The organism is Siccirubricoccus phaeus (assembly GCF_008360935.1).
Taxonomy (GTDB): Bacteria; Pseudomonadota; Alphaproteobacteria; order Acetobacterales; family Acetobacteraceae; genus Siccirubricoccus; species Siccirubricoccus phaeus.
Genome location: NZ_SRXO01000034.1, coordinates 21701 through 45004, shown reverse-complemented (window position 1 = coordinate 45004; position 23304 = coordinate 21701). Strand labels below are relative to the sequence as shown.

Below are 23304 nucleotides of genomic sequence, written 5' to 3'. Positions count from 1 at the left end.
ACGACCTCATCCCCAACATGCCACAGCCGCGCCTTGCGCCGCTGATGCAGGGCTTCGCCAAGGCCGTGGCAGATGCCAACCTCTTCGTGCGAGCCAACGCCGGTTCAAAATGAGGGGATGGGTGAGGGGCAGAGCCCCTCTCGGCACCGTCACCGAATGGGCGGAGCGTACATCAGCCCGCCCCGACTCCACAGATCGTTCAGCCCCCGCCGCAGCTTGATGCTGCTGCCCTGGCCGAGGTTGCGCTCGAAGATCTCGCCGTAATTCCCCACGCCCTTGATCGCCCAGTAGGCCCAGCGCCGGTCCAGCCCCATCAGCGGCCCGTGGTCGCCACTCAGCCCCAGCAGCCGCCGGATCTCCGGGTTCTGGCTGTTCAGGTGCTCCTCCACATTGGCCTGGGTGATGCCGTTCTCCTCGGCGATCAGCAGGGCGAAGAAGGTCCAGCGGACGATGTCGAACCACTGGTCGTCGCCATGCCGCACCACCGGGGAATGCGGCTCCTTGCTGATGATCTCCGGCAGGATCACATGCTCCTCCGGGTGCGGGAAGCTGGCGCGCAGCCCGGCGAGCTGGCTGGCATCGGTGGAATAGGCGTCGCAGCGGCCGGCCAGGTAGCTGCGGCGGGCCTCGTCATTCTGCTCGAACACCACCGGGCGGTACTCCACCCGGTTCTGCCGCGCCCAGTCCGCCAGGTTCAGCTCGTTGGTGCTGCCGGCGACGACGCAGATGGAGGCGCCGGCCAGCTCCGTCGCTGCCTTCACGCCAAGGGCGGCGCGGATCAGGAAGCCCTGGCCGTCGTAGAAATTCACCGCGGTGAAGTTCAGCCCGTTCGCCGTGTCGCGGCCCTGGGTCCAGGTGGCGGTGCGGATCAGCAGGTCGATCTGGCCGCTCTGCAGCGCTGGGAAGCGGGCCTGGGTGGTCAGCGGCACCCAGCGGATCTTGGCGGGGTCGCCCAGCACCGCGGCGGCGACGGCGCGGCAGAGGTCGTTGTCGAGGCCGCGATACTCGCCGCGGCTGTCCGGCAGGGAAAAGCCGGCGGCGCCGGTGGAGGTGCCGCAGACCAGGATGTCCCGCGCCTTCACCGCCGCCAAGGTGGGGCCGGCGGCCTGGGGCTGGGCGGCGACGGCGAAAGGCAGCAGCCAGGCAAGGGCGGCGAGGGCGAAGGGCAGGCGCATGCGGAAAATCTCCCGGGGGCGGCATGATGCCGGTGGGGCGGCGGGGCGTCCATGCGCCGCCGGCGCGCCGGCCCGGTGCTGCCATGCCGTGGCCGCCGCCCGCCGCCGCGCCGGGCATGGAGGATTCTCGTCTCCAAGTCGCAAGATCCGGCCGCGGGGCGCGGCGCCGCCGCAGAGCCCGTCTCGAAAGGCTCCCCGGCAGCGGACCGGGCGGCATGCGAATGGGGTGCTGGCGCATCACGCCAGCGCGGCAAGTACCTGCCGGCAGACCCTCCCGCGGCAGGCCCTCAGCGCACCGGGCCGGGGCGCGTCACCGGCGCCCCGCCGGGCGTGATCGGGGTGGTGGCGATGCCGACCCCGCCAACCGGCGGCACCCCCGCCGGCAGCCCCGCCCCGCCCCCTGGCAGCGCCAGGGACCCTTCCGGCCCGAAGGCGGTGATGCCCACGCCCGGCTGGGCCGGCCACAGGCTGCGGGCCAGCTCCCCGGCCTCCCGGCCCGGCACCGGCAGCGGCCTGGCTTGCAGCGTGGCCGCCGGCGGCGTGCCGGGCGGCCGCTCCGGCTGGGCGAGGAGGCGCGGCACCTCGCCCGGCCGGGCCGGCACCGTCTCCATCAGGCTGCCGGGGCCCTCGCTGCCCAGGGCGCGCAGGCCGAAGGCGTAGGGCCGGCCGCTCTCCGACTGCCAGATCTGCACCACCCCATGGGTCGCCGGCAGGCTGGCGAAGCCGGCGGGTGCCGCCACCTGCAGCCCGCCGCCAAGGCCGAGCCCCGGGCTGCCCCCGGCCCCCGCCCCTTGAGCCACGGCCTCCAGCAGCACCAGCCGCACCTCCGGCCCGAACAGGGCGGTGCTGCCGCCCAGCAGCGGGGTGGGACGCAGCCGCACCGTTTCCAGCCCCGCCCGGCCCCAGGCGCCGGTCAGCAGCACCGGCTCCCCGGGCGCGCCGGCGGGGGGGCGGGGCACCACCAGCCGGCCGATGCGGACGCGCTCGCCTTCCCCGTGCAGCGTGCCGCGCACCACCACCTGGCCGGGGGCGCGGGGATCGATCCGGCTGGCCATCACCCCGCCCTCCGGCAGGGGCAGCCCGCTGACCGAGACCCATTCCCCTTCCCGCCACCCCCCGCGGCCGCGCAGCCCGGGGCCCGGCACCACCCATTGCCCGGCGACCAGCAGGGTGCCCTCCGGCGTCACCTGCTGCACCGGCCCGGCCACCGCCACCTGGCGCAGCACGCTGCGGGCGGCGAGGGCCTGCATCGGCCCTTCCGCCGTCACCGCCACCACCTGGCCGGCGCGCAGCGGGGCGGGCGGTTCCACCCCGCCTTCCACCGGCACGGGCCGGCGCGGGTCGAAGGCGATGCGCAGCCCGTTCACGCAGAGGCTGCCGAAGCCGGTGACCACGCCGATGATGCCGGTGCCGCCGATGCCGCGATCGCCCGAGGCCAGCATGCCGGTGCCGCCGATGCCCCGGTCGCCGGAGGCGATGCCCTGTTTGCCGGAGGCGGCGAGGGTGTCCGGCGGCGGCCCGTCATCCGGGCCGATGCGGCATTGGGGCGGCGGCGCCGCGGCGATGATGGCATCGGGCGGCGGCCTCTCGCAGCCGAAGAGCAGCAGGAGGGACAGCAGCGGCCGCAGCCGCCAGGGGCGGCGGGTCATGGCGCGGGCGGGGCCTCCGGCTCGTCCTCGGCCAGGGCATAGACGCCGATATTCACCCGGCGGGTGGGGCTGCCGGGCGGCGCCTCGCCATGCTCGGCCAGCAAGGCGAGGGCGAGGCGGTTCAGCTCCACCAGCAGGCGCTGCGCCGCTTCCCGCCCCGCCGCGTCCAGCCGGGCCGCGACCTCGGGCCGCAACCCGTCGTAATGCAGGCTGCGCTCCAGCGCCGGCGGGGCGCCTTGCGCGGCGACATTGGCGCAGGCGGCGGCGATGTGGTCGCCGAGGTTGCGGCCGAAGTAATGCAGCTGCGCCTCGCTGCCTGGGGCGGGGAGGAAGGCCTCCACCCGGAGCACCAGCCTGCCTTCCGGGTCGGTGGCGACGAGGCCCTGGGCGAGGAAGGCATCCGCCACGGTGCGGGCGCGGAGATCCGTGGTGACGCCGGCGACGAGGGAGTCGAAGGAGGGGCCGCCTTCCTCCGGCGGCAGGCGGGGCAGGGGGAGGGGCTTGCCCTCCGCGTCGGTATAGGCGGGCAGGCCGAGCCAGCGGGCGATGACCTGGCTCGCCAGCGTCACCGGCTCGGGCGGCGGGGCGGCATCGGCCTCGGCGGCCTCGCGCAGCCGGCGGAGCTCCTTGCGGTGGACGCCGGTGAGGAGGCTGACGCGGCTGTCCGTCGCGCGCTGGCCGGTGGCGCGGCCCTCCGCCTGGGCGACCTCCACGTAAAGCTGGCGCAGGGAGTCGGCGAGGAGGGGGAAGGTGATGCCTCGGGCGATGAGGAAGCCGATCAGCGGCCGCAGGGCCCGCCGCAGGGCGCGCAGCAGCGCCGGCGCGGCGGCTGGTGGGGCGGGGGAGGGCGGCGGGGCGGCGGGCATGGGGGTCAGCCTCTCATCGCCTGAAAGGCGGTGCGGTGCCATGGGAATTTTCCCCACATTCCTGACCCATGGCTGGACGTGGGTAAGTTTCCCACTAATCTGGCGCCCGCAACCCCTGGAGCCCGGATGACCGCATGCCCGCCCTGCAGCCCATCCCCGGATCCCTGAGCGAGGCCCGCGGCTTTTCCGCGGCGGAGCCGGCGGAGGCGCTGGATCTGCGGCAATTGCGCCATTTGACCCGCAACGCGCTGCAGCGCCTGCTGATCCAGGCCGATGCGCTGCTGGAGGCGGAGACGAGTCCGGCAGGGCGGCGGCTGCTGGACCTGCTGGAGCAGCGCGTGGCCTGTTCCGTGGCGATTGCCGATGCGCTGTTCGGGATGACGGAAATGCCCGGCCCGATGCCGCGGCGGCTGGACACGCTGACGCGGAAGACGGTGGCGCTGCTGGCGACGCCGCGGCAGCGGGTGGAGGTGGAGACCAGGGTGACCGGGCTGTGCCCCGGCGCGCTCTGCCGCCCGGTGCTGCGCATGGCGCATGAGGCGGTGGCGAATGCGGTGAAGCACGGCTTTGCCCAGCGCAGCGCCGGGCGGCTGATGGTGTGGCTGGCCAGCGATGCCGGCGTGACCACGCTGGAGGTGCTGGATGACGGGCGCGGGCCAGCGGTCGACCGGATCGGCGAGGGGCTGGGGCTGATCGATTCCATCGCCGCGACGGTGGGCGGGGTGGCGCGGCTGCGCCGGAGCGGCGGCTGGACGCGGGCGGAGATGCGGCTGCCGCATGACGGGCCGCGGCCGGTGGAGGGCTAGGCGGGCGGTGGCGACGGGCGGGTGCTCGCTTCTAGACTGACCGCCTCGCCGCGCGGGGACCATGGAGCGCCAGCTTCTCCGCACGCCCTGGCCGTTCCGGCCGGGCGCGCCGCCTGCGCGCTCGACGTCGCGCCGGAGGCGCGCCTCCGGCGCGACCGAGCGCACCTCAAGCCCAAGCCATGGTGCCGATTTCAGATCAGGGACAAAGCCGCGCGAAGCGCGTTGCCGCTACGCGGCCTCCTTGACCTGAAATCGGCACCATGGCCCTCGCGCATGGTCGCCTTCGACGGCGTCGAAAGCGCATGAAAGCGCCTTCGGCCAGCGAGGGGGGCTGGCTTCTGCGCCGCTGGCGGCGTTGCGCAGTGCAGAACTTGCCGCGTTGCCGGTGCTCGGCGCATGAGTGCTCAGCGCATGAGAGCCGCCTCGCCGGCCCCTGGAGCGGCTGCCGGCCAGCGAGAGGCGCAGCGCCTAGAGCGGGATCGGTTGAGCTTCGCTCATCCGTCCCGCTCCAGCTCATTGTCTGGTCGCGTGCTTCACGGCTTCGGTCGATTCGACCTCAACCGATCACGCTCTAGCAGCGCTCCGCTGCGAAGACCTCGCCCGGCGCGACGAATTCCTCCTGCGCCGCTACCAGCAGCAGCTCCCGGCTGCCCGCCTCCACCGTCCGGCGCAGCAGCCCATGGATGGAGGCGGCCGCCCGTTCCAGCGCCACCCGGGCGCTGCCACTGCGCGCCCGGTGGAACAGGAACAGCGCCGCGATCGCATCCCCCGCACCATTGCCGGCAAAGCCCAGCAGCGGCGTGCGTACCCGCCAGACTTCCTCCCCCTCCGCCGCCAGCAGGTCCAGCGCATCCGCCGGCGTCTCCGCCACGCGCAGCGAGGTGACCAGCACGCAGCGCGGCCCCCCCGCCTGCAGCGCCGCGACGGCCGCCTTGGTCTCCGCCAGCGTCGCCACCTGCCGCCCCGTCAGCCATTCCAGCTCGAACTGGTTCGGCGTGGCGATATCGGCCAGCGCCAGCGCCCGGTCACGGAAGAATTCCGGTATCCCCGGCCGGACGAAGACACCCCGCCCGACATCGCCGATCACCGGATCGCAGCACCAGAGCGCCGCCGGATTCGCCGCCTTCACCCGCGCCACGGCGTCCAGGACGGCAGCGCCGGTGCCGGCATCCCCGACATAGCCGGTCAGCACCGCATCGCAGGTGCCGAGCACGCCGCGCTCCTCGATGCCCGTCACGCAATCGCGGATCAGCGACTCCGGAAAGACCTGGCCGCGCCAGGCGCCATAGCCGGTGTGGTTGGAGAATTGCACGGTGTGGATCGCCCAAACCTCGGCCCCCAGCCGCTGCAGCGGAAACACCGCGCTGGCATTGCCGACATGCCCATAGGCGACCCAGGACTGGATCGAGAGGATGTTCACGCCCGCCAGCTAAGGCCGCCCCCGGCGCCGGGTCAATTCTTCCCGGCACCAACCCCTTCCCAGCGGCGCGGCGCCCCGGCATGCTCGGCCCCAACCGGCCCGGCCGGACCAGGGAGAGGGGACGCCATGACACAGGCCATGACACAGGCCGGGACAGCGGCCGGAACGGAGGCCATCACCCGCCGCGGCGCCATGCTCGGCGCGCTCACCTCCGGCAGCCTGCTGATGGCCGGCGGCAATGCCGGGGCGCAGCAGAAGCCGAGCGAATTGCGGGTCGGCATCGCCACCTTCCTCTCCGGCTCGGCCTCCGTCTTCGGCGTGCCGGCGCGGCAGACGGCGGAACTGCTCTTCGACGAGATCAACAAATCGGGCGGCATCGGCGGCGTGCCGGTGCGGCCCTATTTCGTGGACGAGGCGCCGGGCACCGAGCATCTGGTCGGCGAATACCGCCGGCTGGTGCAGAACGAAGGCGTGCAGATCATCTTCGCTGCCATCTCCTCCGGCTCCTGCCTCGCCTGCACGCCGCTCTCCGACGAGATGCGCAAGACGACGCTGCTCTGGGATTGCGGCACCCAGCGCATCTTCGAGGAAGGCAGCCACCCCTATGCCTTCCGCCCGCAGGGCTATGGCGGGCCGGAAGTGCTGGCGCCGCTGCTCTATCTGCTGAAGCACAAGCCGGATTTCCGCTCCATCGCCGTCATCAACCAGGACTACGCCTGGGGCCGCGATTCCTGGGAGATGTGGCGCGCGGCAATGGACGCCATGAAGCCGGGCGTGCGCGTGACGGCGGAGCTCTTCCCCCGCCTCGGCGCCACGGATTACAGCACGGAGGTGACGCGGCTGCTCGCCTCCCGGCCGGATGTCATCCTCTCCACCTCCTGGGGCGGCGACCTCGTCACCCTGGTGCGCCAGGCCGCCGAGCGGCGGCTCTTCGACCGCTCCCTTTTCGTCCTGCCGGTGGCGGAGGCCTCGCTGCAGATCCTCGGCCGCACCTTCCCGGCGGGGCATATCATCGGCGCCCGCGGCGACCACTGGAACAACCATCCGAAGCCGAAGGACCCGGCGCGGCTGGCGAAATTCGTGGAGAGCTACCGGGCGAAGTTCAACGAATACCCGATCTACCCCTGCCACCACATGGCCCAGGCCATCTCCGCCATGCAGGCCGGCTACGCCAGGGCCATCGCCGCCAAGGGCGGCGGCTGGCCGAACGATGCCGAGCTGGCGGCGGCCTTCCGCGGCCTGACCTTCGACACCCCGACCAGCACCATCACCCTGCGCGAGGATGGCCAGGGCCTGGAGGATCAGATCGTCGGCATCAGCCACTTCACCGAGCGTTTCCCCTTCGCCGTGCCGAAGGACATGATCCTCTTCCCCGCCGCCATGGTCGCGACGCCCGTGGGACAGAAGAGCGTGGAGTGGATGAAGGGGCTGAAGGCGGAGTTCCTCGCCCAGGTGCCGGCGCCGATCGCCGGATGACGAGTATTCCGGCCTCGCCCTCCGCACCCGCCATGGCCCCGCCCGGCCCGGCCGCGTTCTGGCGTGCGGCGGAGGCCGGGGGCAGCCCCGGCGCGACATGGGGCGCCGGACGGGGCGGGACTGCCGCCCTTGGCGAGCAATGGCCGGCAAGGCCTGGGGCAGGGCCGGACATGCCCCATCCGTCATGGCCGGGCCTCGCCCGGCCATCCCCCGGCCAGGGGCGGATGTCCGGCGCGGGCCAGGGCATCGGACGGCAACGCATGCCGGCTGCCGCCGCCGCCCGGTCATCCACCGGCAGAAGGGCTATCGCACGTGACCGAATGGGTCTCTGAGAACGGCTTGCTGCTCGGCCTCGCCCTGCTGGACGGCCTCGCCTATGCGGCGCTGGTCTTCCTGGTGGCGGTGGGGCTGAACCTGGTGTTCGGCGTGCTGCGCATCGTGAACGTCGCGCATGGCAGCCTTTTCGCCATCGGCGCCTATGCCGCCGCCTCGCTGGGGCTGTTCTTCGCCGCCAGCGGCCTGCCGCCCTGGGCGGGCTATGTGGCGCTGCTGCTGGCCGCGGCGCTGACCGGCCTCGTGCTCGGCCCGCCGATCGAGAAGCTGGTGCTGCGCCGGGTCTATGGCCATGAGCAGTCGCTGCAGCTCCTCGTCACCTTCGCCCTCTTCATGATCCTGGAAGACGTGCAGAAGCTGGTCTGGGGCGTGCAGCCGGTCTCCAACGACACGCCGATGAAGCTGCTCGGCACGGTGGACGTGCCCTTCGGCGAGGATGTGATCCCCTTCACCGCCTATCAGCTCTTCGTCCTGCCGGGGCTGGCGGTCTTCACCCTGCTGGCCCTCGCCTGGTTCCTGCGGCGGACGCTGACCGGGCGGGTGATCGTCGCCGTCACCACGGACAAGGAAGCGGCGATGGCCATGGGCATCGACGCCACCCGCGTCACCCTGCTGACCTTCACCTTCGGCGCGGCGCTGGCGGCGCTGGGCGGGGCGCTGGCCTCGCCCACCACCTCCCTGGTGCCGGGGGTGGGGGCGCAGACCATCGTGCTCTCCTTCGCCGTGGTGGCGACGGCAGGCCTCGGCCAGATCGAGGGCGCGGCGGTGAGTTCCCTGCTGATCGGCCTTGGCCGCAGCGTCGCGGTCTATTTCGCCCCGGAATTCGAGGTGGTGGTGCCCTACATCATCATGGTCGCGGTGCTGCTGGTGCGGCCCCAGGGGCTGTTCGGCGTGCTGGAGACGCGGCGGGTATGAGCAACACCCCGGCACGGCATCCCTCCGCCTCCTCCCTCCCCCGGCTAGGGGGGGCGGCAAGGGGCGCGGGGCTGGAGATGGCGCTGACCCTGATCGGCGCCCTCGCCCTCATCCTCATCGCCTGGGCGGCGCCCTGGCTGCGCTTCGTGCTGACCATCGCCCTGGCCAAGGGCATTGCCGTGCTCGGCATATTGCTGCTGCTGCGCGCCGGCCAGGTCAGCTTCGGCCACGCCATGTTCCTGGCGACCGGCGCCTACACCGTCGCCTTCCTGGCGCCCAGCGTGCCGGAGGCGCTGATCCTGCTGCCGCTCGGCGGCGCGCTGGCGCTGGGGCTGGGCCTCGTCGTCGGCCTCTTCGTCGTGCGCTACCGCGACATCTTCTTCGGCATGTTGAACCTGGCGCTTTCCATGGTGCTCTATTCCCTGCTGGAGAAGCTCTACAGCCTCACCAAGGGCACGGACGGCATCCGCGTCGCCGGCCTCACCTTCGCGGGGCAGAGCCCGCCCCGCGAGACCCAGGAATGGCTGATGTTCGGCCTGGCGCTGGGCCTCGCCCTGGTCTTCGGCCTGCTGGTGCGGGCCTATCTCGCCTCGCCCATGGGGCAGGCGCTGAAGGGGATCAAGACGCGGGAGACGCGGCTGGAATTCATGGGGGTGCCGGCGCGGCGGGTACTGCTCTTCGCCTATGCCTTCTCCGCCCTGATGGGCGGCGTCGCCGGCACGCTGGTGGCGATGACCAGCCGCCATGTCACCCCGCTGCTGGCCTATTGGACCTCCTCCGGCGAGCTGGTCTTCATCGCCATCCTGGGCGGGGCGGGCTCGGCGCTCGGCCCCTTCCTCGGCGCCGTGGCCTTCGAGCTGGTGCGGGTCTATGCCGCGGCGCAGCTCGCCGATGCCTGGCAGATGATCCTCGGCGCGGTGCTGCTGGGCGTCATCCTCTTCGCCCCGGGCGGCGTCTGGGGCATCCTCTCCGCCCGGCTGAAGGGGCGGGCGGCATGAGGACCCCGGACGCTCCGCCGCTGCTCTCCGCCCGCGGCCTCCGCCTCGCCTTCGGCGGCGTCAAGGCGGCGGACGGCATCGACCTGGATGTGCTGCAGGGCGAGTTCCTGGCGATCATCGGCCCGAACGGCGCGGGCAAGACCACCTTCATCAACATGACAACGGGCTATCTGGCGCCGCAGGGCGGCAGCATCGCCTATCAGGGCCAGTCCATCCTGGGCCTGCGGCCGCGGCAGATCGTCCGCCGCGGCATCGGCCGCAGCTTCCAGCTTCCGCAATTGTTCACCGAGCATACGGTGCTGGAGAATGCCGCCCTGGCCGTCGCCGCCCGGGCCGGCATCTGGTCGCCCTTCCGCCGCCTGCTGCGCCCCGAATGGCAGGAGGAGGCGGAGGCGCTGCTGGAACGCTTCGGCCTGCTCTCCGTCGCCCATGCCAGGGCCGATGCGCTGAATGAGGGCGCCCGCAAGCTGGCCGACATCGCCATGGCGGTGGCGCTGGAGCCCCGGCTGCTGCTGATGGACGAGCCGACCAGCGGCGTCGCCGCCACGGAGAAGATGAAGGTGGTGGAGACGCTGGTCCGCGTGCTGCGGCAAGCCGGCGTCACCGCCGTCTTCGTGGAGCACGACATGGATGTGGTGGCGCGCTTCGCCGACCGCGTCGCCGTCTGGTCCCAGGGCCGCATCGCCGCGCTCGGCCCGCCGGCGGAGGTGCTGGCCGACCCGCGCGTGCGGCGCGAGGTCATCGGGATCGAGGCGGCAGGGGCCCCTTCCGGCCTGCCGGCCGGGGGAGGCGGGCATGCTTGAGCTGCACGGCATTTCGGTGGCGATCGCCGGCGTGCCGGTGCTGCGCCGCGTCCACCTCATGGTGCCGCCCGGCGGCCGCGTGGCGCTGATCGGCCGCAACGGCGCCGGCAAGACCACCACGCTGCGCACCCTGATGGGGCTGCTGAAGCTGCGGGAGGGGCGGATCGTCATCGATGGCCGCGACGCCACCGCCGTGCCGGCGCATCACCGTCCGCGCCTCGGCATCGGCTATGCGCCGGAGGAAAGGCGGCTCTTCGGCAGCTTCTCGGTGCGGGAGAACGTCACCCTGCCGGCCGAGGTGCTGAAGCTGCCGAGGCCCGAGGTGGCGCGGCGGCTGGAGGCCGTCTTCACCCTGCTGCCGGAGCTGAAGGAGCTGGCCGGGCGCCGCGCCGCCGGCCTCTCCGGCGGGCAGGGCAAGATGGTGGCGCTGGGAAGGGCGCTGATGGTCGGCACGCGGGCGGTGCTGCTGGACGAGCCCTTCCAGGGCCTCGCCCCCGCTTTGGCGCTGCGCTATGCGGAGGCGCTGGGCCGGCTGCACCAGGCGCTGCCGGATGTCGCCATCCTCATCACGGAGAGCAATCCGGAATTGCTGCGGCCGCTGGTGGAGCGGAGCTTCACCATCGAGCGCGGCGAGATCCTTCCGGCCTGAGGGCCCCGGTCGGTGGCGGTGCTGAGAGGGGCGCCGTCCCTCTCAAACTCTCCCCGCAAAGGGCCGAACGGCCCTTTGGAACCCTTGAGTTTGGCGGTTGGGCCCTCGGTCTGAAGCGCAAGCTTGCCGAAGCCCCTTCGGCTTTCGGCGGAGGAAGCCTGGCACTGCCGTGGCGAGCCTGCCCGGGCTGTTGCGCCCGTGCCCATGGTCCCCTATACGCCCCCCTTCCTGCGGCCGGTCGGTATCGGCGGCACCCGATTGCATGAGCACGCCATGAAGCCCGACATCCACCCGGACTACCACGAGATCACCATCGTCATGACCGATGGCGCGACCTTCAAGACCCGGTCCTGCTACGGCCAGCCGGGCGACACGATCCGCCTCGACATCGACCCGAAATCCCACCCGGCCTGGACCGGCGTGCAGCGGGTGATCGACACCGGCGGGCAGGTGGCGAAGTTCAACAAGAAATTCGCCGGCATCGGCATGCGGAAGAAGTAGGCGGGCCGCGCTTCCCAGGTGCCTTCTCCCTTTGGCGCCGCCCCCTTGAACCGGGGGGCGGCGCTTTCTAATTCCATGGCTGTCAGGGGCGCCCGAACGGGGTTCCTGGCGCGGTTGCTGCCGCCGCGCGGCGCCCTTCCGGGGCCGCGCGGGGCCGGACCGCAGGATCAACCGAACCTTGCTTCCGATGAGGAGGTTCCTCGGCCATGAATGCTTTCGATCTCTCTCCCCTGTTCCGCACCGCCATCGGCTTCGACCGCCTGGCCCGCGTGCTGGAAGCCGCGCGCAACGCGCCGGACGTCAATGGCTACCCGCCCTACAACATCGAGAAGACCGGTGAGGACAGCTACGTCCTGACCATGGCCGTCGCCGGCTTCGGCGAGAAGGATCTCGAGATCGTGGCGCGGGACAATGTGCTGACCATCACCGGCCGCGCCCCGCAGCCGGAGGAAGGCCGTTCCTTCCTCTACCGCGGCATCGCCGGCCGCGCCTTCGAGCGCCGCTTCGTCCTCGCCGACCACATCGTGGTGGAGGGCGCCAGCCTGGAGAACGGGCTGCTCCGCCTCGGCCTGAAGCGGGTGGTGCCGGAAGCCCTGAAGCCGCGCCGGATCGAGGTGCAGGCCCGCCAGCCGCAGCTCCCGGCCAACACCGAGGCGCCGCAGGCCGAAGCGGCCTGACGCGCTGGCGCATTTTCAAGTCTGGCGGAAGCGCCGGACGACCTGGAAAATGCGACCGAACAAAGGGCTGGAGCGGGTTCGCCGAGCGCAGTCGAGGCGAAACCGCTCTGAGGAGAGGCAAGGGGAGGGGCCCCGGTCACGACGGGGCCCGACCGGCCGGCGGGGGCCACCCCGCCGGCTTTTCTTGCCGCTGCTATCCGCCTTGGGCGCGGAACAAGGCATCCGCCGCGCCGCGATGCGCCTCCCGCGCCTGGATCTCGGCCTCGACCCTGGCGATCTCCGCCTGCAGCCGGGCGATGTAGCGCCGCATCTCCTCCACCCCCCAGCTCTCCAGCACCGCCGGGGTGAAGCCCTGCGGAGGCTTCGGGCGTTCTTCCTCCAGCATGTCCGTCCCTCCCGACCCTTCCCGGGCGTGCCGGCCATCGTGGGCTTTGACCCGCCCCGGCACCGCCTCTATATGCCACGCCAAATTTGTGGCGAAGGTAGCAAGCTGCCTCTCGCTGCCCGTAAGGTTTATCCCATGACCCAGCCCCTGATGCCGAAAGCCACCGCCGTGTGGCTGATCGAGAAGACATCCCTGACCTTCGATCAGGTCGCGGATTTCGTCGGCATGCACCCGCTCGAGGTTCAGGCCATTGCCGATGGCGAGGTGGCGCAGGGCATCATCGGCTACGACCCCGTGCTGAACGGCCAGGTGACGCGGGAGGAGATCGCCCGCTGCGAGGCCGACCCGAATGCCCGGCTGCACCTCGCCCCTTCCGCCATCCCGGTGCCGAAAGCCCGCGGCAAGGGGGCGAAATACACCCCCGTTTCCAAGCGGAACGACCGGCCGGACGCCATCGCCTGGGTGCTGCGCCACCACCCGCAGCTCACCGATGCGGCGATCGGCAAGCTGCTCGGCACCACCAAGGAAACCATCGCCAAGGTCCGCGACCGGACGCATTGGAACAGCGCCAACATCAAGCCGCGGGATCCGGTGATCCTCGGCCTCTGCACCCAGTCCGACCTCAACGCTGCTCTGGCCGCCGCCGGGGACCGCCCGCCCGGCGCGCCGCTGCCGCCGGCCTATCCGGACCCGGCGGAAGAGACCGCGGCCTGAGATCCCCACGAAGCCGCTGCGCGGCTCCGCGGGACCTCGGGAAATCGCTGTGCGTCCACCGCTTCGCACAGCCTGCCGCGGCAGGGCTATGGGCGGCGTCCGGGACGAAGCGGATGCAGGCAGGCCCGGCGTGGGGCCGGTCAGTTTTTCCGCAGCCGTTCCATCTCCTCCTTCAATTTCAGCTTCTCCAGCTTGAGCCGCGTCAGCGCTGCCTCATCCGGGCGCGGCCGCGCATCCTCCTCGCTGATCTGGCGCTCCAGGGCGGCGTGTCGCTCTTCCAGCGCACGGAGCCTCGGGCCATCGGGCATGCAGCGTCTCCCTTCGCTTCGGCCTTGGCGCGGTCCGCCCGGCGGCTGACGCCGCACTGTTGCGTCCGCGCCCGGGCATGGTAATGGCGCCCCCAGCCGGATTGCACCCTTTCCTTCATCGCCCGAGCCCCCCAGACGATGCTCGATGACCGTGAGTCCCTGCTGCGCCGTCTGCACGAAATGCGGAGCGAGCATCGCGACCTGGACACCGTGATCGCCCGGCTGGAGGCTGATCGCGGCGACCAGCTCCAGGTGCAGCGGCTGAAGAAGCGCAAATTGAAATTGAAGGACGAGATCGCCTGGCTGGAAAGCCGCCTGCTGCCGGACATCATCGCATGAGCGAGGCCGGTATGAACGACGTCGCCTCCCCGCTGGTCGGCATCATCATGGGCAGCCGCTCCGACTGGGAGACGATGCGCCACGCCGCGGAAACCCTGGCGCAGCTCGGCGTGCCGCACGAAACCCGCGTGGTCTCCGCCCACCGCACGCCGGACCGGCTGGCGGACTATGCGAAATCCGCCCGGGACCGCGGGCTGCGGGTCCTCATCGCCGGCGCCGGCGGCGCCGCCCACCTGCCCGGCATGGCGGCGGCGATGACGCCGCTGCCGGTGCTCGGCGTGCCGGTGGAAAGCCATGCGCTGAAGGGCATGGACAGCCTGCTCTCCATCGTCCAGATGCCGGGCGGCGTGCCGGTCGGGACGCTCGCCATCGGCCGGGCTGGCGCCATCAATGCCGGGCTGCTGGCCGCCGCCATCCTGGCGCTGTCCGACCCCGCCCTGGCCCGCCGGCTCGACGCCTGGCGCGCCGCCCAGACCGCCAGCGTGCCGGAGGCGCCGGAGTGACGCCGCTGCCGCCGGGGGCGACCATCGGCATATTGGGGGGCGGGCAGCTCGGGCGGATGTCCACGCTGGCGGCGGCGCGGCTCGGCTATCGCTGCCACGTCTTCGCGCCGGAGCCGGATGGGCCCGGCATGCAGGTCGCCGCCGCTCATACCGTCGCGCCCTATGAGGATGCGCAGGCGCTCGCCCGCTTCGCCGCCGCCGTGGATGTGGTGACCTTCGAATTCGAGAACGTCCCGGCCGCCACCCTGGCGGCGCTGCAACCCCTCGCCCCCTGCCGCCCGGGGGTGGAGGTGCTGCGCATCTGCCAGGACCGGCTGGCGGAGAAGGCCTTCCTCGAAGCCGCCGACGTTCCCGTCGCCGCCTGGGGCGGCATCGAGTCGGAGGAGGGGCTGCGCGCCGCGCTGGCCGCCATCGGCCTGCCCGCGGTGCTGAAGACCTCCCGCCTCGGCTATGACGGCCGCGGCCAGGCCATGGTGCGCACGGAGGCGGAGGCGCTGGCCGCCTTCGCCCGCCTGGCGCCGAAGCCGCTGATCCTGGAGGCCTTCATCCCCTTCGTCGCGGAACTCTCCGCCATCGTCGCGCGCGGCGAGGACGGTGCCACCGCGGTCTATGACGCGGTGGAGAACCGCCACCGCAACCACATCCTGGACCTGAGCTTCGCCCCGGCCCGGGTGCCGGCCGAGGTGGCGGCGCGCGCCCGGGCGCATGCGGTGGCGGTCGCCGAAGCGCTGAACCTGGTCGGCGTGCTGGCGCTGGAGCTGTTCCTGCTGCCGGATGGCAGGCTGCTGGGCAATGAGATCGCGCCGCGGCCGCATAATTCCGGCCACTGGACGATGGATGCCTGCATCGCCAGCCAATTCGAGCAACACGTCCGGGCGGTCACCGGGTTGCCGCTGGCAAGCCCGGACCGGGATCACGACGCCGTGATGAAAAACCTGGTCGGACCGGAGGGGATGGCGCTCTGGCCGCGGCTTCTGGCCACGCCCGGTGTGGCGCCGCATCTCTACGGCAAGGCGGAGGCTCGGCCCGGCCGCAAGCTCGGCCACGCCAACTTCTTGTTTCCAAAGGACTCTCTGGCCGGAATTCCGGAGACCGCGCTCCTGTCGGGGCTGTGACGTATTTGCCATGATACCCTGTGGCGGTTTGGCCACATTGGTGCGGAATCACATCCGCCCCCGATGTCACGCGGCGGGTACGATGCTAGGTTGCAGTGACGCAGCCTGCGGTCGCTTTCGATGATGGCGGATGCAGCGGCTGTTCGCGTCATGGAATGCGAGGAGATTGTGAGGATGAACCTCAAGCAGGCCCTTCTGGCCGCGACGGTGCTGGCGCTGCCGGTCGCCGCGCAGGCGCAGCCCGTCTCGGGCCTCTATGTCGGCGCCGGTGCCGGCCTCAACTTCCACCAGGAGAGCACCGGGAATTTCCGCGGCGCCTCCGGGAAGACGAAGTATGAGGATGACGGGCTGGGCGGCGTGGGCCTGGCCTCCATCGGCTGGGGCTTCGGCAACGGCCTCCGGGTGGAGATCGAGGGCAATTACCGCCAGAACTCCATCGAGCGCATCACCGGCGCCGGCGGCGCCACGGTGGCTCGCGGCGGCTACCTCAACCAGTGGGGCGCGATGGTGAACGCCCTCTATGATTTCGACCTCGGCCCGCTCTCGCCCTATCTCGGCGTGGGTGCCGGCTATAGCTGGCTCGAGGCCAAGAGCATCCGCGTCGGCACCACGACGATGAACGACACGGACAGCCGGTTCGCCTATCAGGGCATCGCCGGCGCGGCCTACAGCCTCGGCGCCTATGTGCCGGGCCTGTACCTGACCGGCGAGTACCGCTTCTACGGCACGCTGGATCCGAAGTTCACCGTTCCGGGCGGCGGCGACACCAAGGGCACGAATTACAATCACTCCGTGCTGCTCGGCGTTCGCTACGCCTTCAGCGCGCCGCGCCCTGCCCCGGCGGTGGTGCAGCCGCAGCCGGCCGCCCCGCAGGTCGCCCGCACCTACCTGGTCTTCTTCGACTGGGATCGCGCAGACCTGACCGACCGCGCCCGGCAGATCATCGCCGAGGCGGCCGCTGCCGCCCCGCAGGTGCAGACCACCCGCATCGAAGTGGCCGGCCACGCCGACCGCTCCGGCACCCCGCAGTACAACCAGCGCCTGTCGCAGCGCCGCGCCGATGCGGTGGCGGCCGAGCTGGTGCGCCGCGGCATCGCCCGCGACCTGATCTCCGTCACGGCCTATGGCGAGAGCCGCCCGCTGGTCCCGACGGCCGATGGCGTGCGCGAGCCGCAGAACCGCCGCGTCGAGATCGTCCTGCGCTAGCCCGCAGCGTTTCGAACATTCCGGAAAGGGGCGCCACCAGGCGCCCCTTTCTGCGTTTAGGGCTCTGTCCCCTCCACCGTGCTGTGGCTTTTCGGCCACAGCCAGTGACCTCGTTTTTTCGCGAGCGAACCCCGCCCGCCGCAGGCGTTGGAGCCCGTGGCGCCTTGCGCTGCGGCATCGGTTCCCGCCGCAGCCAGCGCCGGCAGGATGGAGAACCTCGCATGAATCTGAAACGGGCCCTTCTGGCGACGACGCTGCTCGCCGCCCCGACGCTCGCCAGCGCCCAGCCGGTCAGCGGTCTTTATGTCGGCGTCGGCGCCGGCGGGAACTGGATCAACAATCCGGAGAAGTTCGACGTATCCGGCGCCGAAACGCCCGGGAATTTCGGCCTGCCCTCCAATGTCCGGGTCGACAATGTCGGCAAGGCGAATTTCGAGTTCGGCTGGGCCGGCGTGCTCAGCGTCGGCTGGGGCTTCGGCAACGGCTTCCGCGCCGAGATAGAAGGCAATTTCCGCGAGAATGAGGTGGACAGCATCCGCGGCCTCGGCCTCGCCCCCATGGGCCGCGTCGGCGGGTTCCAGCGCACCTATGGCGTGATGGCGAACGCCTTCTATGATTTCGACTTCGCCAATTTCGGCCTGGGCCAGAGCATCTTCCAGCCCTATGTCGGTATCGGCCTCGGCTATGTCTGGACGGATTGGCGGAATCTGCGCGGCCAGAGCGCGGCCAATGGCCTCGTCTTCCATTCCAACGACAGCGACGGGCAGCTCGCCTACCAGGCCATCATCGGCGTCGCCACGCCCTTCACCTGGCTCGGCGTGCGCGGCCTGACCCTGACGGCGGAATACCGCTTCATGGGCACGCTGGAGCCCGAGTTGTTCGCCACGACGAGCAACCCGGCGACCGGCCAGATCGCCCAGGCCGGGCGGCTTGAGGTGGAGAAGTACAACCACTCCATCATGCTCGGCCTGCGCTATGCGCTGTTCCAGCCGCCGGTGGCGCCGCCGCCGGTCGCGGAACCGGTGGCCCCGGCCCCGGCCCCGGCCCGCACCTACCTGGTCTTCTTCGACTGGGATCGCGCCGATCTCACCAGCCGGGCGCGGGAGATCATCGGCGAGGCGGCGCAGAATTCCCGCCGCGTCCAGACCACGCGCATCGAGGTGGCGGGGCATGCCGACCGTTCCGGCACGCCGCAATACAACCAGCGCCTGTCGCAGCGCCGCGCCGACGCGGTGGCGAACGAGCTGGTGGCGCGCGGCATCGGCCGCGACGAGATCAGCGTGACGGCCTTCGGCGAAAGCCGCCCGCTGGTGCCGACGGCGGACGGGGTGCGGGAGCCGCAGAACCGCCGCGTCGAGATCGTCCTGCGCTGAGGCGAAGCCGCCCGGCCTTGCGGGGCCGGGCGGCAAGGCCGCGTCGCGCGGCACCTGTCACGCGGCATCTGTTACAATTTGCAAGGGGGCGCCCGCGGGCGCCCCCTTTTCACGTTTCGTGGCTGCCGTCAGATCACGTTGAACAGGTAGAGCAGAATGATGATGGGGATCGGGAGACCCAGCAGCCACAGCAGGATACCGCGCATGGAGACACTCCGTTGCAATGAGATGCGGGCGGAACGCCGCCATGGTCGCCGTGGTTTCCTCCTGCTGCCGGCCCTGCTGGCAGGCTGCGAGACGGATCCGGTGGGGGATTACCTGCTGGGGCTCGGCGACCCGGTGCGTGGCGCGGCGCTCTACGCGCCGCAGAATCTGGGCGATACCAGCCGCTGGCGCGGCCGGCCGGCGGAGGCCGCGCTGGCGGTGGAGCAGTTGGAGTTCCTGGCCAACGAGCTTTCCACCAATGCGCGCTACGCGCCGGAGATCAACCCGCTGGTGCAGATGCAGATGGATGCGGCACGGACGGAGATGCGGGATTTCCTCGGCATCGCGCCGGGGGCGCCGCCGCAGCTCGTCATCGGCAGCATGCGCCGCGTGCATGAGGCGCTGCGCGCCGGCAGCCGCGCCGCGGCGGAATCGATGCTGAGCGGCCCGGCCTTCACTGCCGGGCCGATGGTGACGCTGGCCAGGCTTTCCGCCCTGCCGCGCCTGCCGCGCGTGGCGGAGGCGGCGGAGGCGGTCGCCGCGGAATTCGGGCGGCTCGATACCCGGCGGCGATAGGATCGCGGCTCCGCCCGCAACCCGGGCAGCGTCGGCAGGTCGAACCCGCAGACTCAGGGCGGGGTCCGGGGGGGAAGCGTTGGCGACAGTGCCGCCAACCCCGCCCGGCGGGGTCCAGGGGCAGAGCCCCTGGCGGGGGGTGGGGGGCGGAGCTCCCTTCAGGCGAACTCGATGAGCTGCCGCACCACATGCCCGCCCTTCAGCCGGGCGAAGGCCTCGTTGATCTCGGCCAGCGTGATCTTGCTGCTGATCAGGTGATCCAGCTTCAGCCGCCCCTGTTTCCACAGCGTCAGCAGCCGCGGCATGTCCGTGCGGAAATGGTTGGAGCCCATGGAGGAACCCTGGATCTTCCGCTCCCGCAGGAAGTCGAAGCCATGCAGCTCGATCTTCTGGCCGAAGGGCACCATGCCGATGATGGTGGCGGTGCCGCCGGGGCGCAGCATGGCGAAGCTCTGCTCCGCGGTCTGCTTCAGCCCCAGCGCCTCGAAGGCGTATTCCACGCCGCCCTGTGTCAGCTCCCGCACCGCCTGCACCGGATCGGTATTGCTCCCCCCTGGGCCGACCAGCACGGTGTCGGTCGCGCCCATCTCCTTTGCCAGCTCCAGCTTCTCCGCCAGGGTGTCGAGGGCGATGATGCGCGAGGAGCCGGCCAGCGCCGCGCCGTTGATGGCGGAAAGCCCGACGCCGCCGCAGCCGATGACCGCGACGGTGGACCCCGCCGGCACCCGCGCCGTGTTGATGACGGCGCCGACCCCGGTGATGACGCCGCAGCCGACCAGCGTGGCGCGGTCCAGCGGGATCTCGGGATCGATCTTCACCAGCGCGTTCTCATGCACCAGCATCTGCTCGGCGAAGGCGGAGAGGTTGAGGAATTGGTGCATCACCTCGCCGCCCTTCCAGGAGAGGCGGCGGGACATGCCGGGCGTCATCTTCACCTCGGTGTTCTCGCACAGCACGGTGCGGCCGGCGGTGCATTGCTGGCAGGCGCCGCAGAACACCGAAAGACAGCCGATCACATGGTCGCCGGGTTGCAGGTAGGTGACGTCGCTGCCCACCGCCTCCACCACGCCCGCCACCTCATGGCCGGGCACCAGGGGCATGGGGTGGGGGTAGAGGCCCTCGATGAAATGCAGGTCGGAATGGCAGAGCCCGGCATAGGCGGTGCGCACCAGCACCTCCCGCGCCTTCGGCTTCTGCAGCGTCACTTCCTCGATCGTCAGAGGCTGGTTGGCTTCGTGCAGCACGGCGGCCTTCATGGCGGGCTCCCCCTCTTGGACCGCCGCAGCTTACCACCTAGCATCCGGTGGACGAGAGGAATGAAGGGGAACGCCATGGCCGAGGAGCTGCTGCAGGAGCGCTTCGACGGGGTGCTGCTGCTGACCATGAACCGGCCGGAGGTGCTGAACGCGCTCGGCACCGAGATGATGTGGCAGATGGTGGAGGCCTTGCAGCGGGCGGCGCTGGATCCCGAGATCGGCTGCGTGGTGCTGACCGGCGCCGGGCGCGGCTTTTCCGCCGGCGGCGACATGAAGGCCCGGGCCAGCGGCGCCAAGCCGCCGCCCGTCACGCCCGAGGCCGGGGCGGATGAGCTGCTGGGCCGCATGGAGTGCAGCCGGCTGCTGCATGAGATGCCGAAGCCGACCCTCGCGATGTGGAACGGCGTGGCGGCCGGGGCGGGGATGTCCCTGGCGCTGGCCTGCGACATGCGCATTGCGGGCGAGAGCGCCCGGATGACCACCGCCTTCGCCAATATGGGCTTCTCCGGCGATTTCGGCGGGCATTATTTCCTCGCCCGGCTGGTCGGCCCGGCCAAGGCGCGGGAGCTGTATTTTACGAGTGCGAAGCTGGGCTCCGCCGAGCTGGAGAAGCTGGGGCTGGTCAACCGGCTGGTGCCCGACGCGCAATTGCGCGAGGAGACGCTGGCGCTGGCGCGGCAGCTCGGCCAGGGGCCGCGCGTCGCCTGGCGCTACATGAAGCGCAACATGAAGGTGGCGGAGGAGGGGACGCTGGCCGAGGCGCTGCAGGCCGAGGCCTTCGGCATGATGCGCTGCCGCGAGACGGAGGATCACAAGGAGGCGCTGCGCGCCTTCACGGAGAAGCGGCCGCCGGTGTTCAGGGGGCGCTGATCTCCTGCCCGCTGGGTTCGCAGGCTTCCCGGCGAAGGGAGGGGACAAGCGGGGCCGCAGGCTATCCAGCGCAGGCTATCCAGCGAAGGACAGGGTGCGGGCGATCAGCCTGGGCGTGCGGCACGCCTGGGCCGTGCAGCGCCGGCCCAGGAAGGTCGGGGTCCAACGCCTCCGGCGCCCTGTCCAAGGGGGCGCATCGCCACCGCCGCGCGATCCCGCCCCGGGGCGATCTCCTCCAGGTTGATCTTGCCGACCCGGCCCCCCTTGGCCGACCCGCCCCCGCTGGGACCCCGCCCGGCCGCCGGCCGGGAAACCATTTGCCGGGCCGGCCCGCGGGTGTAGCCTGCTGCCAGGTGCGCAAGACACCGATGGAGGAGCATCCATGGATGGCAGCGTAGCGGGCGCCTCGCGTCCGGAAATCAAGCTCACTGTGGCGAAGAAGGCGGAGCAGCCCTTCGTGAAGGGGCGGCGGAAATTCTTCCGCTACCGCGACCTCGGCGTGCAGGCGGCGACGCAAGGCAAGCTGCGCGCCCAGGTGATGGAAGCCATCACCGGCATGACCGAGCCCACCGGCTGGCACACCCACCAATGCGAGGCGCAATTCGTCTACGTGCTGAAGGGCTGGGTCGAGCTGGAATTCGAGGACGGCACGCGGACCCGCAGCGAGGCCGGCGACGCCATCCTCATTCCCGGCGGCATGAAGCACAACGAAATCGCTACCTCGGACGATGTCGAGATCCTCGAGCTCTCGATCCCGGGCGACATGGCGACGACGCCCTGCGACCCGCCCGCCGCCAAGGCCTGACCGCGCCGGGAGGCTGACCAGCCGCGGGAGGGTTCGTGCAACCATCCCGCGGCGACGTGACCGGTCACCCGCCCCTTGGCCGATGGCGCCCCGCGGCGGCCGCGGCGCCTCGGCTCGCCGTGCCGCCGGGGAAGACGATCCATGATACTCGAACGACGCGCCCTGCTGCTGGGCGGCGCCGCCTTCGGTGCTCTGCCGCGCGCGAGCCGCGCCCAGGCGCAACAGACTCTCCGGCTCGGCGTGATCTCCGACATGAGCGGCGCCTTCGCCGATCTCTCCGGACCGAATTCGGTGCTGGCGGTGCGCCAGGCGGTGCAGGACGCCGCGCCGCTCGGCCTGAAGGTGGAAATCGTCGCCGCCGACCACCAGAACAAGCCGGACCTCGCCACCAACATCGCCCGGCAATGGCTGGACCGCGACGGCATCGACGCGCTGATCGACGTGCCGGCGAGCAGCGCCGCCCTCGCCGTCAACGGCGTGGTGCGGGAGAAGAACAAGGTCTTCCTCGCCTCGGCGCCCGGCACCTCGGAACTCACCGGCGCGCAATGCAGCCCGAACACGGTGCAATGGACCTACGACACCTGGATGCTCGCCAATTCCACGGCGCGGGCGGTGGTGCGGGAAGGCGGCGATAGCTGGTTCTTCGTCACCGCCGATTACGCCTTCGGCCATTCCATGGAGGTGGAGGGCGGCCGGATCATCGCCGCCGAGGGCGGCCGCGTGCTGGGCAATGCGCGCTTTCCCTTCCCCGGCACCACCGATTTCTCCGCCTTCCTGCTGCGGGCGCAGGCGAGCCGCGCCAAGGTCATCGGCCTGGCCTTCGGCGGCACCGACATGGCGAATGCGGTGAAGCAGGCGGCGGAGTTCGGCCTGCAGCGGCGCGGGCAGCGGCTGGCGGCGCTGATCCTGTTCATCTCGGAGGTCCATTCCATGGGTCTCGAGACCGCCAAGGGGCTGGTCTGCTCGGAGAGCTTCTACTGGGACGTGAATGACCGCACCCGCGCGCTGACCCAGCGCCTGCGCCAGAATTTCAACGCCCCGCCGCCGACCATGGTGCAGGCCGGCTGCTACGGCGTGACGCTGCACTACCTGAAGGCGGTGGCCGATATGGGCATCGCCGCGGCCAAGGCGAGCGGCGCCGCGGCGGTCGCTCGCATGAAGGCGATGCCCTGCGATGACGACGCCTTCGGCCCGGGCACCATCCGCGCCGATGGCCGCAAGCTGCACCCCGCCTACCTGCTGGAGGTGAAGGCGCCGGCCGAGAGCAAGGGCCCCTGGGACTACTACAAGGTGCTGCGGACCGTGCCGGGCGAGCAGGCCTTCCGGCCGATGGCGGAGGGGGGCTGCCCGCTGGTCTGAACGGCCGGTGGCGGGCAGCGCCG

25 protein-coding genes are annotated in these 23304 nt (G+C 71.5%); 18 read left to right on the top strand and 7 right to left on the bottom strand.

What is annotated here, in order from left to right; translation table 11 throughout:
- Positions 1-149: 149 nt before the first annotated feature.
- The 3 genes from E5N76_RS28050 to E5N76_RS28040 form a co-directional block, all read right to left on the bottom strand.
- A complete protein-coding gene (locus E5N76_RS28050) occupies positions 150-1175 on the bottom strand; it encodes an amino acid ABC transporter substrate-binding protein (RefSeq protein ID WP_149541278.1) in 1026 nt (341 codons plus the stop codon).
- 287 nt (positions 1176-1462) lie between these two features.
- Positions 1463-2824 carry a hypothetical protein gene (locus E5N76_RS28045; protein ID WP_149541277.1) on the bottom strand — a complete coding sequence of 454 codons (1362 nt, stop codon included), beginning with the start codon at positions 2822-2824 and terminating at the stop codon, positions 1463-1465.
- Positions 2821-3732: a DUF6502 family protein gene (locus E5N76_RS28040; protein ID WP_235907945.1), complete on the bottom strand. Its 912-nt coding sequence runs from the start codon at positions 3730-3732 to the stop codon at positions 2821-2823. Before E5N76_RS28040 ends, E5N76_RS28045 begins: the two co-directional genes overlap by 4 nt.
- Before the next feature lie 92 nt (positions 3733-3824).
- Here E5N76_RS28040 and E5N76_RS28035 point away from each other — a divergent pair, with 92 nt between their 5' ends.
- Positions 3825-4496 carry a sensor histidine kinase family protein gene (locus tag E5N76_RS28035; RefSeq protein ID WP_149541276.1) on the top strand — a complete coding sequence of 224 codons (672 nt, stop codon included), beginning with the start codon at positions 3825-3827 and terminating at the stop codon, positions 4494-4496.
- Positions 4497-5067: 571 nt separating this feature from the next.
- Here E5N76_RS28035 and pdxY read toward each other — a convergent pair.
- Positions 5068-5916 carry a pyridoxal kinase PdxY gene (pdxY, locus tag E5N76_RS28030; protein WP_149541275.1) on the bottom strand — a complete coding sequence of 283 codons (849 nt, stop codon included), beginning with the start codon at positions 5914-5916 and terminating at the stop codon, positions 5068-5070.
- Positions 5917-6042: 126 nt separating this feature from the next.
- Here pdxY and E5N76_RS28025 point away from each other — a divergent pair, with 126 nt between their 5' ends.
- The 7 genes from E5N76_RS28025 (at position 6043) to E5N76_RS27995 (ending at position 12268) form a co-directional block, all read left to right on the top strand.
- Entirely contained in the window at positions 6043-7392 is a 1350-nt protein-coding gene (locus E5N76_RS28025) for an ABC transporter substrate-binding protein (RefSeq protein WP_235907943.1), read from the top strand.
- Between the two features lie 312 nt (positions 7393-7704).
- Positions 7705-8640 (top strand): branched-chain amino acid ABC transporter permease, encoded by a 936-nt coding sequence (locus E5N76_RS28020; RefSeq protein WP_149541274.1) that lies wholly within the window; start codon positions 7705-7707, stop codon positions 8638-8640.
- Positions 8637-9638, top strand: a complete 1002-nt coding sequence (locus E5N76_RS28015; RefSeq protein ID WP_235907941.1) for a branched-chain amino acid ABC transporter permease — start codon at positions 8637-8639, stop codon at positions 9636-9638. Before E5N76_RS28020 ends, E5N76_RS28015 begins: the two co-directional genes overlap by 4 nt.
- Complete coding sequence (locus tag E5N76_RS28010; RefSeq protein WP_149541273.1) at positions 9635-10441, top strand: ABC transporter ATP-binding protein; 807 nt, start codon at positions 9635-9637, stop codon at positions 10439-10441. Before E5N76_RS28015 ends, E5N76_RS28010 begins: the two co-directional genes overlap by 4 nt.
- Entirely contained in the window at positions 10434-11090 is a 657-nt protein-coding gene (locus E5N76_RS28005; RefSeq protein WP_149541272.1) for an ABC transporter ATP-binding protein, read from the top strand. The genes E5N76_RS28010 and E5N76_RS28005 overlap by 8 nt, the downstream gene beginning before the upstream one ends.
- Before the next feature lie 273 nt (positions 11091-11363).
- Positions 11364-11591 (top strand): 50S ribosomal protein L31, encoded by a 228-nt coding sequence (gene rpmE, locus E5N76_RS28000; RefSeq protein ID WP_149541281.1) that lies wholly within the window; start codon positions 11364-11366, stop codon positions 11589-11591.
- A 206-nt stretch (positions 11592-11797) separates the two neighbouring features.
- Positions 11798-12268 carry an Hsp20 family protein gene (locus tag E5N76_RS27995; RefSeq protein ID WP_149541271.1) on the top strand — a complete coding sequence of 157 codons (471 nt, stop codon included), beginning with the start codon at positions 11798-11800 and terminating at the stop codon, positions 12266-12268.
- Positions 12269-12461: 193 nt separating this feature from the next.
- On the opposite strand, the gene E5N76_RS27990 is transcribed toward E5N76_RS27995, so the two are convergent.
- Entirely contained in the window at positions 12462-12653 is a 192-nt protein-coding gene (locus E5N76_RS27990; protein ID WP_149541270.1) for a DUF1192 domain-containing protein, read from the bottom strand.
- A gap of 135 nt (positions 12654-12788) precedes the next feature.
- Between E5N76_RS27990 and E5N76_RS27985 the strand changes: the two genes are divergently transcribed.
- Positions 12789-13367, top strand: coding sequence for a DUF1013 domain-containing protein (locus E5N76_RS27985; RefSeq protein WP_149541269.1), 579 nt, complete (start codon positions 12789-12791; stop codon positions 13365-13367).
- A 140-nt stretch (positions 13368-13507) separates the two neighbouring features.
- On the opposite strand, the gene E5N76_RS27980 is transcribed toward E5N76_RS27985, so the two are convergent.
- Positions 13508-13675: a DUF465 domain-containing protein gene (locus tag E5N76_RS27980; protein WP_149541268.1), complete on the bottom strand. Its 168-nt coding sequence runs from the start codon at positions 13673-13675 to the stop codon at positions 13508-13510.
- A 138-nt stretch (positions 13676-13813) separates the two neighbouring features.
- Here E5N76_RS27980 and E5N76_RS27975 point away from each other — a divergent pair, with 138 nt between their 5' ends.
- From E5N76_RS27975 to E5N76_RS27950, 6 genes are all read left to right on the top strand, one after another.
- On the top strand, positions 13814-14014 hold the full coding sequence (locus tag E5N76_RS27975; protein ID WP_149541267.1) for a YdcH family protein: 201 nt from the start codon (positions 13814-13816) through the stop codon (positions 14012-14014).
- Positions 14011-14517 (top strand): 5-(carboxyamino)imidazole ribonucleotide mutase, encoded by a 507-nt coding sequence (purE, locus tag E5N76_RS27970; protein ID WP_235907939.1) that lies wholly within the window; start codon positions 14011-14013, stop codon positions 14515-14517. Before E5N76_RS27975 ends, purE begins: the two co-directional genes overlap by 4 nt.
- A complete protein-coding gene (locus E5N76_RS27965; RefSeq protein WP_149541266.1) occupies positions 14514-15632 on the top strand; it encodes a 5-(carboxyamino)imidazole ribonucleotide synthase in 1119 nt (372 codons plus the stop codon). Before purE ends, E5N76_RS27965 begins: the two co-directional genes overlap by 4 nt.
- A gap of 174 nt (positions 15633-15806) precedes the next feature.
- The gene (locus tag E5N76_RS27960; RefSeq protein WP_149541265.1) at positions 15807-16838 is read left to right on the top strand and encodes an OmpA family protein; all 1032 of its coding nucleotides are present in this window, start codon (positions 15807-15809) and stop codon (positions 16836-16838) included.
- Between the two features lie 221 nt (positions 16839-17059).
- Positions 17060-18211, top strand: coding sequence for an OmpA family protein (locus E5N76_RS27955; protein WP_149541264.1), 1152 nt, complete (start codon positions 17060-17062; stop codon positions 18209-18211).
- 204 nt (positions 18212-18415) lie between these two features.
- On the top strand, positions 18416-18991 hold the full coding sequence (locus tag E5N76_RS27950; protein WP_149541263.1) for a hypothetical protein: 576 nt from the start codon (positions 18416-18418) through the stop codon (positions 18989-18991).
- A 158-nt stretch (positions 18992-19149) separates the two neighbouring features.
- On the opposite strand, the gene E5N76_RS27945 is transcribed toward E5N76_RS27950, so the two are convergent.
- The gene (locus tag E5N76_RS27945; RefSeq protein ID WP_149541262.1) at positions 19150-20247 is read right to left on the bottom strand and encodes a Zn-dependent alcohol dehydrogenase; all 1098 of its coding nucleotides are present in this window, start codon (positions 20245-20247) and stop codon (positions 19150-19152) included.
- 60 nt (positions 20248-20307) lie between these two features.
- Here E5N76_RS27945 and E5N76_RS27940 point away from each other — a divergent pair, with 60 nt between their 5' ends.
- The 3 genes from E5N76_RS27940 to E5N76_RS27930 all read left to right on the top strand — a co-directional run bounded on the left by E5N76_RS27940 (position 20308) and on the right by E5N76_RS27930 (position 23281).
- Entirely contained in the window at positions 20308-21117 is an 810-nt protein-coding gene (locus E5N76_RS27940) for an enoyl-CoA hydratase (RefSeq protein ID WP_235907937.1), read from the top strand.
- Positions 21118-21499: 382 nt separating this feature from the next.
- Entirely contained in the window at positions 21500-21922 is a 423-nt protein-coding gene (locus E5N76_RS27935) for a cupin domain-containing protein (protein ID WP_149541261.1), read from the top strand.
- 141 nt (positions 21923-22063) lie between these two features.
- Positions 22064-23281: an ABC transporter substrate-binding protein gene (locus E5N76_RS27930; RefSeq protein WP_149541260.1), complete on the top strand. Its 1218-nt coding sequence runs from the start codon at positions 22064-22066 to the stop codon at positions 23279-23281.
- Positions 23282-23304: the final 23 nt, after the last annotated feature.